The following is a 15,957-nucleotide window of genomic DNA, read 5'->3' on the forward strand; positions in this document are numbered from 1 at the left end:
CCCGGGCGGCAGCATACGTGACCGTCCCTGTAGGAGTTTCGTCATCTTTCAATCGATCGGCCAGTCACCGACGACTATTCGTGTCGATTTCCCGCCCGGACGGGTCAATGGTGCACCACAGGTGACGGGCGGGTCACAGCCTGTCCCACACGGTGCCGCGCTGCGGACGGCGGGTGACCACGTTCGTACACTGGCCCCGTGACCGTACCGCCGCCGATCGTCGCGCCCAGCATCCTGGCCGCCGATTTCGCCCGCCTCGCCGACGAGGTCCGTGCCGTGGAGTCCGCCGCCGACTGGCTGCACGTGGACGTCATGGACAACCACTTCGTGCCCAATCTGACCATCGGCCTGCCGGTGGTCCAGAGCCTGCGCGCGGTGACCCAGATCCCGTTCGACGTGCACCTGATGATCACCGACCCGCGCCGCTGGGCCCCCGGGTACGCCGACGCCGGCGCGTACAACGTCACGTTCCACGCCGAGGCGTGCGACGACCCGGTGGCGCTGGCCAAGGACCTGCGCTCGGCCGGCGCGAAGGCGGGGTTGGCGATCGACCGGGACACCCCGATCGAGCCGTACCTGGAACTGCTGCCCAGCTTCGACACGTTGCTGATCATGACGATCAAGGCCGGCTTCGGCGGCCAGCGCTTCCTGCCGCAGCTGCTGGACAAGGTGCGCGCCGCCCGCCGGCACGTCGACACCGGGCACCTGGAGCTGCGCATCGAGGTGGACGGCGGCATCGCCGCGGACACCATCGAGCAGGCCGCCGCGGCGGGCGCGGACGCGTTCGTCGCCGGCACCGCGGTCTACGGCGCCGACGACCCGGCCGAGGCGGTACGCCGCCTGCGGGGCCTGGCGGAACGTGCGATGACCGGGGCCTGAGATGGACCCGGCCGACGACCGACCCGACGTGATCCTGGTCGTCGACGACGACGAGGACATCGCCCGCTTCGTCGAGTTCAACCTGCGCCTGCACGGCTTCGAGGTGCTGCACGCCGCCGACGGCCAGGAGGCGCTGGAGGTCATCGAGCGGGAACGGCCGGACCTGGCCGTGGTCGACCTGATGATGCCCCGCATCGACGGGCTGGAGCTGACCCGCCGGCTGCGCGCCGACCCGATGACCTCGGCGCTGCCGGTGATCATGCTGACCGCCAAGGGGATGACCTCCGACAAGGTCAACGGTCTCAGCGCGGGCGCCGACGACTACCTGGTCAAGCCGTTCGACACCGCCGAGCTGGTCGCCCGGGTCAGCTCCACGCTGCGCCGCAACAAGGAGTTCCGGGAGGTCTCCCCGCTGACCGGCCTGCCCGGCAACAGCCGCATCCGGCGGGAGATCAGCGACCGGGTGCGCAACGGGGTGGACTACGCCGTCGGTTACATCGACATCGACCGGTTCAAGAGCGTGAACGACCGGTACGGCTTCGTCCGCGGCGACGAGTTCATCTCCGCGCTGGCCCGCAGCCTGCACCGCGCGGTGGTGTCGATCGGCCTGCCGCCGGCCTTCCTCGGCCACGTCGGCGGCGACGACTTCGTCATCGTCTGCGCACCCGAACAGGTCCGGCCGCTGACCTTCCGGGCGGTGGAGGACTTCGAGAAGGCCGCCGACGGGCTCTACGACCCGATCGACCGGGAACGCGGCTTCGTCGAGTTGAAGGACCGCCGCGGCAACATCCGCCGGGCCGCCCTGGTCACCCTCTCCATCGGGGTGTCGCTGTCCGATTCCGGCAAGCGGTTCACCGACCCGCTGGAGGCCATCGCCGTGGCCTCGGAGATGAAGACGGTGGCCAAGAGCCAGCCCGGCTCGTACGTGGCGGTCGACCGTCGCCGGGGCGTCACCTGAACCGGACGCCGGCGGCTGTGAGGTAGCTCGCCTCTGTGGCGCACGCCGCCGCCGAACGTGTAAGACTTCCGGTGTACCCACCACGCGCTGGCGGGGCTCGGTGAAATTCCGAACCGGCGGTGATCCACGGTCCGACCGTGGTAAGCCCGCGACCCGGACGGCTTCGGCCGGACGGTGGACCTGGTGAGAATCCGGGGCCGACGGTTGGGGTGCGGCTCGTCCGCCCCCAGACAGTCCGGATGGGAGACAGCGCGCGGAACGGGGGAGGTCCCTGGTGGCCGCTGAGCACCCTCAGCCGCGCCCGTGGGCTCCCCGGGGTCGGCGTCGCCGTCCCCGGGTCTCTCCGCCGCCGCGTGTGCGCGGTGTCCGTGCCGCTCCTGTCGAACCCGCCCGCGCGTGACCGGCGAGCGGGAGGGCAGGGCAGGCCATGGCGAGCGTCTCCGTCGACGAGGCGATGCGTCGTGCCGTCGCGTTGGCCGCCCGCGGCCTCGGCGCGACCAGCCCGAACCCGGTCGTCGGCTGCGTGCTGCTCGACGCCGACGGCGAGGTCGTCGGCGAGGGCTTCCACGCGTACGCCGGCGGGCCGCACGCCGAGATCGTCGCGCTGGCGCAGGCCGGCAAGCGCGCCCGGGGCGGCACCGCGGTCGTCACGCTGGAGCCCTGCGACCACACCGGCCGCACCGGCCCCTGCAGTCACGCGCTCATCGCGGCCGGCGTGTCCCGGGTGGTGGTCGCGGTGCCCGACCCGAACCCGGTGGCCTCCGGCGGCGCGGCCACCCTGCGCGCCGCCGGGATCGAGGTCACCCTCGGGGTACGCACCGAGGAGGCCGAGGCCGGCAACATCGCCTGGCTCACCTCGATGCGCCGCGGCTGGCCGTACCTGATCTGGAAGTACGCCGCCACGCTCGACGGGCGCTCCGCCGCCGCCGACGGCACCAGCATGTGGATCACCTCGGAGGCGGCCCGGACCGACGTGCACGCGCTGCGCGGCACCGTCGACGCGGTGCTCGCCGGGGTCGGCACCGTGCTCGCCGACGACCCCCGGCTCACCGCCCGTAACCTGCGCGACGGCACCCTGGCCATCCGGCAGCCGCTGCGGGTCGTGGTGGACAGCTCGGGGCGTACCCCGGCCGACGCGCGGGTCCGCGACGGCGCGGCCCGGACCTGGGTGGCCACCGCCGCCGAGGTCGGCGCCGGCCCGGACGGCCGGGTCGACCTGACGGCGCTGCTCGCCGAACTGCACCACCGCGGGGTACGCGCCGCGCTGCTGGAGGGCGGCCCCACGCTGGCCGGCGCGTTCCTCGCCGCCGGCCTGGTCGACCGGATCGTCGGCTACGTCGCGCCGAAGCTGCTCGGCGCCGGCCCGACCGCGCTGCGCGATGCCGGCGTGACGACGATCGCCGACGCCATCGACCTGGAGATCACCGACGTTACGCCGGTCGGTCCCGACCTGCGGATCACCGCGCTGCCCCGGAAGAGGGAGGCCTGAACATGTTCACCGGCATCGTCGAGGAGCTGGGCGAGATCGTCCGGAGCACCGAGACCGCTGACGACTCGGCGCTGGTCGCCATCCGCGGCCCGCTGGTCACCTCGGACGCGCGGCACGGCGACTCGATCGCGGTCAACGGGGTCTGTCTGACCGTGGTCGACGTCGACGGCGGCGTGTTCACCGCCGACGTGATGGGCGAGACGCTGCGGCGTACCGCGCTCGGTGCACTGCGCCCGGGCGACCCGGTCAACCTGGAGCGGGCCGCCGCGCTGAACAGCCGGCTCGGTGGCCACCTGGTGCAGGGGCACGTCGACGGCGTCGGCGAGGTCATCGGCCGGGAGCCGGCCGCGCAGTGGGAGACGGTCCGGTTCCGGCTGCCGGCCGAACTGGCCCGCTACGTGGTGGACAAGGGCTCGATCACCGTCGACGGCGTGTCCCTGACCGTCGCCGAGGTGGGCGACGACTGGTTCTCGGTCGGCCTGATCCCGACCACGCTGAAGCTCACCGTGCTCGGCACGAAGCAGGTCGGCGACCCGGTCAACCTCGAGGTCGACGTGCTGGCCAAGTACGTCGAGCGGCTGATGGGGGGTGCCCGGTGACGGGCCCGCTCGGCTGGCTGCTCGACGCCCAGGTGCACGTCGCCGGCTCACCGGTGCTGGTCCGGGAGATCGTCGGCAACGTCTTCGGGCTCGCCTCGGCGCTGCTCGGGTTGCGCCGGGTGGTGTGGGCCTGGCCGGTCGGCATGATCGGCAACGCGTTGCTGTTCACCGTCTTCCTCGGCGGCGTCTTCGCCACCCCGCAGGCACACGACCTCTACGGCCAGGCCGGCCGCCAGGTCTTCTTCTTCGCGGTGAGCGTCTACGGCTGGTGGCGTTGGTCGCGCAACCGCCGCGCGGGTGGCGGCGAGCCGGCCGTGGTGCCGCGCTGGGCCACCTGGCGGGAGCGGCTGGGCCTGCTCGCGGTCGCGGCCGTCGGCACCGCCGCCGCCTACCCGGCGTTGGCCGCGCTCGGCTCGTGGGGCCCGCTGCCGGACGCCTGGATCCTGGTCGGCAGCCTGCTCGCCACCTACGGCATGGCGCGGGGCTGGGTGGAGTTCTGGCTGATCTGGATCGCGGTGGACGCGGTCGGCGTCCCGCTGCTGCTGCGCGGCGGCTTCTATCCGTCGGCCGCGATGTACCTGGTCTACGGCGCGTTCTGCGCCGCCGGCCTGTACAGCTGGTGGCGCACCTCCCGGGCCGCCACGGCCGCCCGCACCCGGATCCCGGCGACGTACTCGGAGGTCGTGGCATGACCGTCTTCGGTTCCATCGAGCAGGCGGTGGCGGACATCGCCGCCGGGCGACCCGTGGTCGTGGTCGACGACGAGGACCGGGAGAACGAGGGCGACCTGATCTTCGCGGCCGAGCTGGCCACGCCGGAACTGGTCGCGTTCATGGTCCGCTACACCTCCGGCTACATCTGCGTGCCGCTGACCGAGGACGAGTGCGACCGGCTGGACCTGCCGCCGATGCACCACACCAACCAGGACCGGCGCGGCACCGCGTACACGGTCACGGTGGACGCCCGCGAGGGGGTCACCACCGGCATCTCCGCCGCGGACCGCTCGCACACCATCCGGCTGCTCGCCGACGCCGGGACCGACCCGACCGACCTGGCCCGTCCCGGCCACGTGGTGCCGCTGCGCGCGCGGTCGGGCGGGGTGCTGCGCCGGGCCGGGCACACCGAGGCGGCGGTGGACCTGACCCGGCTGGCCGGGCTGCGCCCGGCCGGGGTGCTCTGCGAGCTGGTCAATGACGACGGCACCATGATGCGCCTGCCGGACCTGGAGAAGTTCTGCGCCGAGCACGGGTTGACGCTGGTCACCATCGCCGACCTGATCGCCCACCGGCGACGCACCGAGAAACAGGTCGAACTGGCCGCCGAGGCGCGGATGCCCACCCCGTACGGGGTGTTCCGGGCGCTCGGCTACCGCGCCGAACACGACTCGGCCGAGCACGTCGCGCTGGTCATGGGCGACCTCGGCGACGGGCGCGACGTGCTGGTCCGGGTGCACTCCGAGTGCCTCACCGGCGACGTGTTCGGCTCGCTGCGCTGCGACTGCGGACCGCAGTTGCAGGCGTCGCTGGCCCGGGTCGCCCAGGAGGGACGCGGGGTGGTGCTCTACGTGCGCGGGCACGAGGGGCGCGGCATCGGCCTGCTGCACAAGCTCCAGGCGTACCAGTTGCAGGACCAGGGGCGCGACACGGTGGACGCGAACCTCGACCTGGGTCTGCCGGCCGACGCGCGGGACTACGGCACCGGCGCGCAGATCCTCTACGACGTCGGCGTCCGCTCGATGCGGCTGCTGACCAACAACCCGGCCAAGCGGGCCGGCCTGGAGGGGTACGGCCTCACCGTGACCGGCCGGGAGGGCATGCCGGTGCGGTCCAACCCGGAGAACGTGCGCTACCTGCGCACCAAGCGGGACCGGATGGGCCACCTCCTGGACGGGCTGGACGAGGCGACCGAGGCCCCGATGGGCCGGCCGGTCGCCGGTGACGAGATCGGAGCGTAGGACGATGGCGGGTTTCGGAGAGCCGGGCGTGACCGCGGTGGACGCCGCCGGCATGACCGTCGGCGTGGTGGCGGCCCGCTGGCACGGCGAGCTGACCGACCACATGGCCGAGCGGGCGGTCGCCGCGGCCGAGGCGTGCGGCGCGCGGGCCGTGGTGGCCCGGGTGGCCGGCTCGGTGGAGCTGCCGGTGGTGGCCCAGGCCATGGCACGCCGGTACGACGTGGTCGTCGCGCTCGGCGTCGTGGTGCGTGGCGCGACCGCGCACTTCGACTACGTCTGCCAGTCGGTCACCGAGGGGTTGACCCGGGTGGCGCTGGACGAGGGCAAGCCGGTGGCGCACGGGGTGCTCACGGTGGACACCATCGAGCAGGCCCGGGACCGGGCCGGGCTGCCCGGCTCGGCCGAGGACAAGGGCTGGGCGGCCACGGTGGCCGCCCTCGACGCCGCGCTGGCCGTCCGTACCCTGGACGCCCACGCCTCCCACCGCGTCGGCTTCGCCTGACCGCCTGACCGCCTGACCGCCTGACCGCCTGACCGCCTGACCGCCTGGCCGGCGGAGTGCGCCCGGCGTCGACGTGGTCGGGTGGCCGGGGCAGACGACGGCGGCCGGTGACCCGTTGGGTTCGCGCCGCCTTTAGAGCTGATATCAGAAACGACTCACCCGTTCGAACCGGCGTGTCGTGTGGCCGGCGATCGCCCCCGCGGCGCCGGTTCCGTGCTGCCCGGTTCCGTGCTGCCCGGTTCCGTGCTGCCCGGTCCCGTGCTGCCGGTCCCCGTCCACGACCCCCGCCCGTAGGGGCCCGATGATCGACTCAGTACGCCGAGGTGCCGGTCCGGCGCGGTCGGCGGCCCGAGTCGTTTCTGATATCAGCTCCACAGGCGGCGTGGAGGCACCCGGACGGATGGCGGCCTCCGGAGGGCCGGCACCGCCGCGAGCGGAGAGCGCCGGAGCGGAGGCCCACCCCGATCCGGCCGGGAGGGTGCGACGGCGGCCGGTCGAACCCGACCGACGGACCCGGGGCGAGCGGCCCCGGCGGGCGGCTGGAAGAATCGCCTTCCGTGAAGACGTTCGAGGAGTTGTTCGCCGAGCTGCAGGCCAAGGCCGCCGCCGGCACCCCCGGCTCGGGCACCGTCGACGCGCTCGCGAAGGGCGTGCACTTCATCGGCAAGAAGGTCGTCGAGGAGGCGGCCGAGTCGTGGATGGCGGCCGAGCACGAGGGCCCGGAGCGGGCCGCCGAGGAGATCTCCCAGCTGCTCTACCAGGCGCAGGTGCTGATGCTGGCCACCGGTCTCGACCTGAAGGACGTCTACCGACATCTCTGAGTGCCCGTCCGCTGATCATCCGATCGAACGAAGGAGCACTCCCATGCTGCGTGTCGCCGTACCCAACAAGGGCGCCCTGGCCGAGTCGGCCGCCGGGATGCTGCGCGAGGCGGGCTACCGCCAGCGCACCGACCCGAAGGACCTGGTCTGCCGGGACGAGCCCAACGACATCCAGTTCTTCTACCTGCGTCCCAAGGACATCGCCACCTACGTCGGCTCCGGTGACCTGGACGTCGGCATCACCGGGCGCGACCTGCTGATCGACTCCGGCGCGCCGGCCGAGGAGGTGGTCGACCTCAACTTCGGTCGGGCCACCTTCCGGTTCGCCGCCCGCCCCGAAGACGTCGCCTCCGTCCAGCAGCTCGGCGGGCACCGGATCGCCACCGCGTACCCGGGCCTGGTCGAGCGACACCTGGGCGAGCTGGGCGTCAAGGCCGAGGTGATCCGGCTCGACGGCGCGGTGGAGAACGCCATCCGGCTCGGCGTGGCCGACGTGGTCGCCGACGTGGTGGAGACCGGCGCCACGCTGCGCCAGGCCGGCCTGGTGGTCTTCGGGGAGCCGTTGCTGCGCTCCTCGGCGGTGCTGGTCCGCCGGGCCGGCGCGCCCGGCGGCGCCCAGCAGGAGCAGCTCCAGCGTCGACTGCACGGCGTGCTGGTCGCCCGCCGCTACGTGATGCTCGCCTACGACGTGCCGGCCGGCCTGCTCGACCGGGCCAGTGCGCTCACGCCGGGCATCGAGTCGCCCACGGTCTCGCCGCTGCACCGGGAGGGCTGGGTCGCGGTGCAGGCGATGGTGCTCCGCGACGACGTGCACCGGATCATGGACGAGCTGTACGAGTTGGGCGCCCGGGCGATCCTGGTCACCAACATCCACGCCTGCCGGCTGTGAGGCCGCTGCCGCTGCCGGCCGCGCTGGCCGTCGTCGTCCTGGGTGGCGTGGCCTCGGCCGCCCAGGGCGTGGTCAACGCGGAGCTGGGGGAGCGGACCGGTGATCCGGTGCTCGGCGCGGTCGTCAACAACCTGGGCGGCTGCCTGCTCGTGCTGGTCGGGCTGGCCGTCGTGCCGTCGATGCGGACCGGGCTGGCCGGGCTGCGCCGCGCCGGGCTGCCCTGGTGGGCGTACCTGGGTGGGCTCGGCGGCGCGGTGATCGTGCTGACCGCCCCGGTGGTGGTCCCGGCGCTCGGGGTGGCGGTGTTCACGATCGCCCAGGTCGCCGGCGGCAGCCTCGGCGGGCTGGCCGTCGATCGGGCCGGGCTGGCCGCCGGCGGGCGGCTGCCGCTCACCGTGCCGCGGGTGGCCGGGGCGGCGCTCGGCGTCGGCGCGGTGGCCCTCGCCCAGCTCGGCCGGCCGGTCGGTGACCTCGCGGTGGGCCTGGTGCTGCTCTCCGTGGTCGGCGGGCTCGCGGTCGCGTTGCAGTCGGCGCTCAACGGCCGGGTCGCGGCCGTGGTCGGCCCGGCCGCCGGCCTCGCGGTGAACTTCCTGGTCAGCACCACGGTGATCGGCGCGGTGGCGGTGCTGGCCGGCGCGTTCGCCGAGCATCCGCGCTGGCCGACGCAGTGGTGGCTCTACGTCGGCGGCCTGTTCGGCGTCGGCATCGTGCTGGCGCTGCTGGTCGGCGTCCGCGCGGCCGGGGTGCTGCGCACCGGCCTGGCGCTGGTGGCCGGGCAGCTCGGCGGGGCGCTCCTGCTCGACCTGGCGTTGCCCGGCGGGCCCGGCGTCCGGCTGCCGGTGCTGGCCGGCGCGGTGCTCACGCTGGTGGCCGTGCTGGTGGCCGGGGTACGTCGGCGCGGCGCGGTCCGTGTGGCGGCCGAACGTGAGCGCGAGCCGGATGGCAGACTGGTCGGGTGAGCGATTCCGTGGTGACCGTGCGGCCCCGCCGCGTCCGGGTGGTCTGCTGGGCGTCGGCCGTCGCGCTGCTGGTGGTGTTCAGCCTCGTCGCGACCTCGTTGTCCGGTTCCACCGGTGAGGGCTACGGCACGTTCCAGCGCGGCGACCAGTTCGCCATGGTCGGTCTCGGGGTCTTCGGCGCGCTCGGCTTCCTGCTGTTCACCCGCCCCCGGGTGACCGCCGACGCCCGCGGCGTGCGGGTCCGCAACGTGATCAGCTCCTACGAGCTGCCCTGGGAGGTCGTGCGCGGGGTCCGGTTCGACCGCGGCGCCCCGTGGGCCAGCCTGGAGCTGCACGACGACGACCTGCTCCCGATGGTCGCGTTGCAGGCCGCCGACAAGGAGAGCGCGGTCGAGGCGGTCCGGGCGCTGCGCCGCCTGCACCAGGCACACCTGGCCGCCCTCGCCGCCGGCCAGCCGGCACCCCGCTGACCTGCGGGGCCCGGTTTGGGTCGGCCTGGGCCGAGGGTGTAGTCTTGCGGAGTCGACCAGACTGCCCCCGTCCCTGACGCGCGGGTGGTCATGAAGCGGAGCGCCCGCTCCCACCCGAGTCGCCGTCCAGGTGTCCGGGTCCGGTCCCCGGGTTTCGGGCACGTCCCGATCCCGGATGCGCGATCCTGTGATCGTGCCGACCGGTCGAGTGGGCCCTGGCATACGCCGGGGCCTTCTGCTTTCCGAGTCGGCTCCCGCCCGGGAGCCCACGGAGTCGGCACCACACGAGACTTCGACTCGAGGAGGCCCCATCAGCGTCGAACCACGCGTGAACGAGCAGATCCGGGCACGTGAGGTCCGACTGGTCGGCCCCGAGGGTGAGCAGGTGGGCATCGTCCCGCTGGAGCGCGCCCTGCAGCTGGCCGCGGACGTCGACCTGGACCTGGTCGAGGTTGCGCCGATGGCGCGCCCGCCGGTGTGCAAGCTCATGGACTTCGGCAAGTTCAAGTACGAGAGCGCACTCAAGGCGCGCGAAGCGCGGCGTAACCAGCAGCAGACCGTCATCAAGGAGATGAAGCTCCGGCCGAAGATCGACCCGCACGACTACGAGACCAAGAAGGGTCACGTGGTGCGGTTCCTCAAGGCGGGCGACAAGGTCAAGGTGACGATCATGTTCCGCGGTCGCGAGCAGAGCCGCCCGGAGCTGGGTTACCGGCTCCTGCGCCGGCTCGAGTCCGAGATCACGGACCTGGGATACGTCGAGGCCGCGCCGAAGCAGGACGGCCGAAACATGATCATGGTTCTCGCTCCGCACCGGGCCGTCAAGGCCTCCGCGGTCGCCGCCACGGCGTCGCGCGGTGGGCCCCGGGACCGCGCCGCGGAGGAGTCCGGAGCCCCGGCAGGTGGCGAGGCCCCGGCGGCCGGCGAGACCGCAGCAGCCGGTGAGACCGGCCCGACCGCTGACACCAGCGGCCAGTAACAGGGAGAGACGTTCCACATGCCGAAGATGAAGAGCCACACGGGTATGGGCAAGCGGGTCAAGGTGACCGGCAAGGGCAAGATCGTCGCCCAGCAGGCCGGCCTCCGCCACAACCTGGAGAAGAAGGCCAGCACCCAGACCCGTCGGCTGACCGGCACGGTCGAGCTGGCCAAGGCCGACACCAAGCGCATCAAGAAGCTGCTCGGCCGCTGACGCGCGCCACCTGAACCGAAGAAGGAGTTGAGATGGCACGCGTCAAGCGGGCTGTGAACGCCCAGAAGAAGCGTCGTACCCTGCTGGAGACCGCGAGCGGTTACCGCGGTCAGCGCTCCCGGCTCTACCGCAAGGCCAAGGAGCAGGTGCTGCACTCGATGCAGTACTCCTACCGGGACCGTCGCGACCGCAAGGGCGACTTCCGGCAGCTCTGGATCCAGCGGATCAACGCCGGAGCCCGGGCCAACGGCCTGACCTACAACCGGCTGATCCAGGGCATGCGCCTGGCCGGCATCGAGGTCGACCGCAAGATCCTGGCCGACATGGCCGTCAACGACGCCGCCGCGTTCGCGGCGATCGTCGAGCTGGCCCGCGCCGCCGTGGCGGCCGAGGGCACCGGTGGCGCCGCGGCCCAGGCCGCCTGACCCACCTGTACGCGGCCCAGGCCGCTGACCCACCCGTACGGCAGATCGAGGCGTCTCCCATGCAGTCACCGTCGCAGGGGAGGCGCCTCGACGCCGTTCCCGGTCCGTTCACCCCGCGTACCCCGAGGGTCGTCGCGGCCCGCCGGCTGCAGCGCCGGCGCGACCGCGAGCAGACCGGCCGGTTCCTGGCCGAAGGGCCGCAGGCGGTGCGCGAGGCGCTCGCCCTCGGCGGCGCCGTGGTCGAGCTGTTCGGCACCCCGGCGGCGCTCGACCGGTACGCCGACCTCGCCGCCGCCGCGGCCCGCGCCGACGTGCCGGTCTCCGAGGTCACCGACGACGCCCTGGCGGCGCTCGCCGAGACCGTGGCCCCGCAGGGCCTGGTGGCGGTCTGCCGGCACCTCGACGTCCCGATGGACGAGGCCCTGGCGCGCGGGCCGCGCCTGGTGGCGGTGCTCGCCGGGATCCGCGACCCGGGCAACGCCGGAACGGTGCTGCGCACCGCGGACGCGGCCGGCGCTGGCGCGGTGGTCTTCGCCGGCGAGGCGGTCGACCCCTACAACGGCAAGTGCGTGCGGGCCTCCGCCGGCAGCCTCTTCCACGTCGACGTGGTGCGCGCCGCCGACCCGCTCGCGGCCGTCGAGGCGCTGCGGGCCGCCGGCCTGTCGATCCTCGCCACCACCGGCTACGGCGACAGCGACCTCGACGACCTCGCCGACGCCGGCCGGCTCGCCGCCCCCACCGCCTGGCTGTTCGGCTCCGAGGCGCACGGCCTGCCGGAGGAGCTGACCACGGCCGCCGACGCCCGGGTGCGGGTGCCGCTGCACGGGCGCGCGGAGAGTCTCAATCTGGCTGCGGCGGCGGCCGTCTGCCTGTATTCTTCGGCGAGAGCACTGCGTCGACCCACGGTCACGCAGGACGGAGCAGGGGAGTCCGCCACGTGATGAACGCGCCACGGCGTTCGTTTAGCCAGCCCGCCGGTGTCGGCGGGCGGCAGGCCTGACCTTCCTCCCTGCACGACTCCCACCGGCGGGCTGCGGCGAAGCCGCGCGTCCGTAGACTCGTCTGGCCGCCTGAGAAGGGCCGGCGCCGCCGTGAGGGAGTGCCCGTTCACCATGAGCTACCGCAACGATCCGTACGACCCGAAGCAGGTCGCCCTGCTCGACCCGGACGCCCTGGCCGGGGCCGTGGCCGACGCCGAGAAGGCGTTCGCCGCCGCCGCCGACCCGGACGCGTTGACCGCGCTGCGTCCCGCGCACCTGGGGGACCGGTCCCCGGTGTCGCTCGCGCGCCGGGAGATCGGCGCGCTGCCGCCGGCCGCGAAGTCCGACGCCGGCAAGCGGGTCAACGAGGCCCGGCGTGCCATCGAGTCCGCGTACGCCGCCCGGCAGGAGATCCTGGACCGGGAGCGGGCCGAGCGGGTGCTGGTCGAGGAGCGGGTCGACGTGACCCTGCCGTACGACCGCCGGCCGCGCGGCGCCCGCCACCCGCTGACGGTGCTGATGGAGCAGATCAGCGACCTGTTCATCGGCATGGGCTACGAGGTGGCCGAAGGTCCCGAGGTCGAGCTGGAGTGGACCAACTTCGACGCGCTGAACATCCCGGCCGACCACCCCGCCCGCGGCCTCATGGACACGTTCCACATCGCACCCGAGGGTTCCGGCCTCGTTCTCCGCACCCACACGTCGCCCGTGCAGGCGCGCACCATGCTCAGCCGCAAGCCCCCGATCTACGTGGTGGTGCCGGGCCGCGTCTACCGCACCGACGAGTTGGACGCCACCCACGCGCCGGTCTTCCACCAGGTCGAGGGCCTGGTGGTGGACAAGGGCATCACCATGGCGCACCTGCGCGGCACGCTCGACCACTTCGCCCGGGCCATGTTCGGCGAGGGCGCGAAGACCCGCTGGCGGCCGCACTACTTCCCGTTCACCGAGCCGTCGGCGGAGTTCGACGTCTGGTTCCCGGAGCACCGGGACGGGCCGCAGTGGGTCGAGTGGGGTGGCTGCGGCATGGTCAACCCGCGTGTGCTGCGCGCCTGCGGGATCGACCCGGAGGTCTACTCCGGATTCGCGTTCGGCATGGGCATCGACCGGACCGTGATGGTCCGGCACGGGGTCAGCGACATGCGGGACATGGCCGAGGGCGACGTGCGGTTCACCCGCGCGTTCGGCGCCTGAGCTACGGGAACGGTGGAAGAAGAGTCATGCGAGTTTCTGTCAGTTGGTTGCGGGAGTACGTGGACCTCCCGACCGACCTGCCCACCGGCGACCTGGAGCAGGCGCTGGTCGACCTCGGCATCGAGGTCGAGTCGATCGTGGACCTGCGGGAGACCGTCACCGGTCCGCTGGTCGTGGGCGAGGTCCTGGAGATCGAGGAGCTGACCGGCTTCAAGAAGCCGATCCGCTTCTGCCGGGTGGACGTGGGCGCCGCGAACGGCACCGGCGAGCCGCAGGAGATCGTCTGCGGGGCGCGCAACTTCGCCCAGGGCGACCGGGTCGTGGTGATCCTGCCGGGCGGGGTGCTGCCCGGCAACTTCGCCATCGGCGCGCGCAAGACGTACGGGCGCAACTCCCACGGCATGATCTGCTCGGCGCAGGAGTTGGGGCTCGGCGACGACCACTCGGGCATCATCGTGCTGCCCGAGGACGTGAAAGCCCAGCCCGGCGACGACGCGCGGCCGATCGTCGGCCTGGACGACGTGGTGGTCGAGATGGAGATCACCCCGGACCGCGGGTACGCGCTCAGCGTCCGCGGCATCGCCCGGGAGCTGTCGCACGCGCTCGGCGTGCCGTTCCGTGACCCCGCCGACGCGCCCGCGTCGGGCGGCACCGCCGAGCCGGCGTACCCGGTGGAGGTCCGCGACCCGGTCGGCTGCCACCGGTTCGCCGCCCGGATGGTGCGCGGTGTCGACCCGACCGTCGAGACGCCCGGCTGGATGCGGCAGCGGCTCACCGTCGCCGGCGTGCGCAGCATCTCGCTGCCCGTCGACATCACCAACTACCTGATGCTCGAACTCGGCCAGCCGATGCACGCCTTCGACGCCGACCGGATCGTCGGGCCGCTGGTGGTGCGTCGCGCCGAGCCGGGGGAGAAGCTGACCACCCTGGACGGGGTGAGCCGTGCCCTCGTACCGGAGGACATGGTGATCTGCGACGACACCGGTCCGATCTCGCTGGCCGCGGTGATGGGTGGCGAGACCAGCGAGGTGCTCGCCTCCACCACGAACGTGCTCTTCGAGGCGGCGCACTGGGACCCGGCGATGGTCGGGCGCACCGCCCGGCGACACAAGCTGTTCAGCGAGGCCGCCAAGCGCTGGGAGCGGGGCGTCGACCCGACGCTGCCGCTGGTCGCGCTGGAGAAGGCGGTCCGGCTGCTCACCGACCTGGCCGGCGGTGCCGCCGGCGCCGAGGTGCTCGACCTCGACCACGTCCGTCCGCGGACGCCGGTCGCGTTGCCGGTGGACCTGCCGTCGCGCCGGGTCGGCGTGACGTATGCGCCGGACCGGGTGGTGGAGCTGCTGGAGCAGGTCGGGTGCGCGGTCACGCGCGGCGCCGACCGGCTCGGCGAGGACCCGGGCGCCGCCGGGGTGGCCGCGTCCGGCGCGGGTGAGGTGCTCACCGTGACGCCGCCGAGCTGGCGGCCCGACCTGACCGACCCGGCCGACCTGGTGGAGGAGGTGGTCCGCCTCGACGGGTACGACCGGGTGCCGTCGGTGCTGCCCACCGCGCCGGCCGGCCGGGGCCTGACCCCGCAGCAGCAGCGTCGCCGGGCCGTCGCCCGTTCCCTGGCGGAGCGCGGCCTGGTCGAGGTGCTGTCCCAGCCGTTCGTGGCGCCCGAGCTGGCCGACCAGCTCGGCCTGCCGGCCGACGACCCGCGCCGACCCGCGGTGCGGCTGGCCAACCCGCTGTCCGAGGAGGAGCCGCTGCTGCGCACCACGCTGCTCGGCCCGCTGCTGGGCGTCGTCAAGCGCAACGTGGGTCGGGGCCAGCGGGACGTGGCGATCTACGAGATCGGCGCGGTCTTCCACCCGCGTCCGGGCGTCGGCGCCCCGCCCGCCATGGGCGTGGACCGGCGGCCCACCGACGAGGAGTTCGCCGCCGCCGACGCGGTGGTCCCGGCGCAGCCGCGGCACGTCGCCGTGGCGCTCTGCGGCGAGATCGAGCCGGCCGGCTGGTGGGGCGCGGGCCGGGCGGCCGGCTGGGCGGACGCCGTCGAGGCCGGCCGGGCGGTGCTGGACGCCGCCGGCATCCCGGCCGACCGGGTGACCGTGCGGGCCGGCGAGCGGGCGCCCTGGCACCCGGGGCGCTGCGCCGAGCTGCTGGTGGACGACGTCGTCGTCGGGCACGCCGGCGAGCTGCACCCGGCCGTGGTGGCCGCGCTGGAGCTGCCCCGCCGCACCAGCGCCATGGAGCTGGACCTGGACGCGCTGCCCGCCGCGCCGCTGGCGACCGGGCCGACCATCTCCACGTTCCCGCCGGCGCTGATCGACGTGGCGCTGGTGGTGGACGAGGCGGTGCCGGCGGCGGAGGTGCGGCGGGCCCTGGCCGAGGGCGCCGGCCCGCTGCTGGAGGACGTCCGGCTCTTCGACGTCTACGCCTCCGCGCAGCTCGGCGCGGGGCGGAAGTCGCTGGCCTACAAGCTGACGTTCCGGGCCCCGGACCGCACGCTGGCCGGTGAGGAGGCGGTGGCCGCCCGCGACGCCGCGGTGGCGCTCGCCGCGCAGCGCTTCGGCGCCATCCTCCGCGGCGCCTGAGGTGTAAGGAAGGGCCCCCGCTTAACGCTTTCGGTAGAGGCGGGGGCCCTTCTTAACGCTCGTGTGCCGC

General features: G+C 73.8%; 17 protein-coding genes and 1 riboswitch. All 17 genes read left to right on the forward strand.

Features of this window, described 5'->3' with window-relative positions; genetic code table 11:
* Window positions 1-198: 198 nt before the first annotated feature.
* The 17 genes from rpe (at window position 199) to pheT (ending at window position 15,887) form a co-directional block, all read left to right on the forward strand.
* A complete protein-coding gene (rpe, locus tag ACN27B_RS21355; protein ID WP_099161522.1) occupies window positions 199-879 on the forward strand; it encodes a ribulose-phosphate 3-epimerase in 681 nt (226 codons plus the stop codon).
* A 1-nt stretch (window position 880) separates the two neighbouring features.
* A complete protein-coding gene (locus ACN27B_RS21360) occupies window positions 881-1,837 on the forward strand; it encodes a GGDEF domain-containing response regulator (RefSeq protein WP_091577993.1) in 957 nt (318 codons plus the stop codon).
* Window positions 1,838-1,919: 82 nt separating this feature from the next.
* Window positions 1,920-2,092: riboswitch (FMN riboswitch) on the forward strand.
* 172 nt (window positions 2,093-2,264) lie between these two features.
* The gene (ribD, locus tag ACN27B_RS21365) at window positions 2,265-3,326 is read left to right on the forward strand and encodes a bifunctional diaminohydroxyphosphoribosylaminopyrimidine deaminase/5-amino-6-(5-phosphoribosylamino)uracil reductase RibD (protein ID WP_099161521.1); all 1,062 of its coding nucleotides are present in this window, start codon (window positions 2,265-2,267) and stop codon (window positions 3,324-3,326) included.
* Window positions 3,327-3,328: 2 nt separating this feature from the next.
* Window positions 3,329-3,925 (forward strand): riboflavin synthase, encoded by a 597-nt coding sequence (locus ACN27B_RS21370; RefSeq protein WP_422741350.1) that lies wholly within the window; start codon window positions 3,329-3,331, stop codon window positions 3,923-3,925.
* Window positions 3,922-4,617: a nicotinamide riboside transporter PnuC gene (gene pnuC, locus ACN27B_RS21375; protein ID WP_099161519.1), complete on the forward strand. Its 696-nt coding sequence runs from the start codon at window positions 3,922-3,924 to the stop codon at window positions 4,615-4,617. Before ACN27B_RS21370 ends, pnuC begins: the two co-directional genes overlap by 4 nt.
* Window positions 4,614-5,879, forward strand: coding sequence for a bifunctional 3,4-dihydroxy-2-butanone-4-phosphate synthase/GTP cyclohydrolase II (locus ACN27B_RS21380; RefSeq protein WP_422741351.1), 1,266 nt, complete (start codon window positions 4,614-4,616; stop codon window positions 5,877-5,879). The genes pnuC and ACN27B_RS21380 overlap by 4 nt, the downstream gene beginning before the upstream one ends.
* A gap of 4 nt (window positions 5,880-5,883) precedes the next feature.
* The gene (ribH, locus tag ACN27B_RS21385) at window positions 5,884-6,381 is read left to right on the forward strand and encodes a 6,7-dimethyl-8-ribityllumazine synthase (RefSeq protein WP_091577981.1); all 498 of its coding nucleotides are present in this window, start codon (window positions 5,884-5,886) and stop codon (window positions 6,379-6,381) included.
* 539 nt (window positions 6,382-6,920) lie between these two features.
* Window positions 6,921-7,202: a phosphoribosyl-ATP diphosphatase gene (locus tag ACN27B_RS21390; protein WP_216642383.1), complete on the forward strand. Its 282-nt coding sequence runs from the start codon at window positions 6,921-6,923 to the stop codon at window positions 7,200-7,202.
* 43 nt (window positions 7,203-7,245) lie between these two features.
* Window positions 7,246-8,091 carry an ATP phosphoribosyltransferase gene (hisG, locus tag ACN27B_RS21395; protein ID WP_422741352.1) on the forward strand — a complete coding sequence of 282 codons (846 nt, stop codon included), beginning with the start codon at window positions 7,246-7,248 and terminating at the stop codon, window positions 8,089-8,091.
* Window positions 8,088-9,050 carry a DMT family transporter gene (locus ACN27B_RS21400; protein WP_099161517.1) on the forward strand — a complete coding sequence of 321 codons (963 nt, stop codon included), beginning with the start codon at window positions 8,088-8,090 and terminating at the stop codon, window positions 9,048-9,050. Before hisG ends, ACN27B_RS21400 begins: the two co-directional genes overlap by 4 nt.
* The gene (locus tag ACN27B_RS21405) at window positions 9,047-9,520 is read left to right on the forward strand and encodes a PH domain-containing protein (protein ID WP_172967807.1); all 474 of its coding nucleotides are present in this window, start codon (window positions 9,047-9,049) and stop codon (window positions 9,518-9,520) included. The genes ACN27B_RS21400 and ACN27B_RS21405 overlap by 4 nt, the downstream gene beginning before the upstream one ends.
* 328 nt (window positions 9,521-9,848) lie before the next feature.
* Window positions 9,849-10,499, forward strand: coding sequence for a translation initiation factor IF-3 (infC, locus tag ACN27B_RS21410; RefSeq protein ID WP_091577968.1), 651 nt, complete (start codon window positions 9,849-9,851; stop codon window positions 10,497-10,499).
* Window positions 10,500-10,517: 18 nt separating this feature from the next.
* Complete coding sequence (rpmI, locus tag ACN27B_RS21415; protein ID WP_091309655.1) at window positions 10,518-10,712, forward strand: 50S ribosomal protein L35; 195 nt, start codon at window positions 10,518-10,520, stop codon at window positions 10,710-10,712.
* A gap of 32 nt (window positions 10,713-10,744) precedes the next feature.
* On the forward strand, window positions 10,745-11,137 hold the full coding sequence (gene rplT / locus ACN27B_RS21420) for a 50S ribosomal protein L20 (RefSeq protein WP_091577965.1): 393 nt from the start codon (window positions 10,745-10,747) through the stop codon (window positions 11,135-11,137).
* A 59-nt stretch (window positions 11,138-11,196) separates the two neighbouring features.
* Window positions 11,197-12,078, forward strand: a complete 882-nt coding sequence (locus ACN27B_RS21425; RefSeq protein ID WP_099161516.1) for a TrmH family RNA methyltransferase — start codon at window positions 11,197-11,199, stop codon at window positions 12,076-12,078.
* Window positions 12,079-12,249: 171 nt separating this feature from the next.
* Window positions 12,250-13,311: a phenylalanine--tRNA ligase subunit alpha gene (gene pheS / locus ACN27B_RS21430; RefSeq protein ID WP_281591764.1), complete on the forward strand. Its 1,062-nt coding sequence runs from the start codon at window positions 12,250-12,252 to the stop codon at window positions 13,309-13,311.
* 26 nt (window positions 13,312-13,337) lie between these two features.
* Window positions 13,338-15,887, forward strand: coding sequence for a phenylalanine--tRNA ligase subunit beta (gene pheT / locus ACN27B_RS21435; RefSeq protein WP_422741353.1), 2,550 nt, complete (start codon window positions 13,338-13,340; stop codon window positions 15,885-15,887).
* The last annotated feature ends 70 nt before the right edge of the window (window positions 15,888-15,957 follow it).

The organism is Micromonospora sp. WMMD754 (genome assembly GCF_049315235.1).
Lineage (GTDB): Bacteria > Actinomycetota > Actinomycetes > Mycobacteriales > Micromonosporaceae > Micromonospora > Micromonospora sediminicola.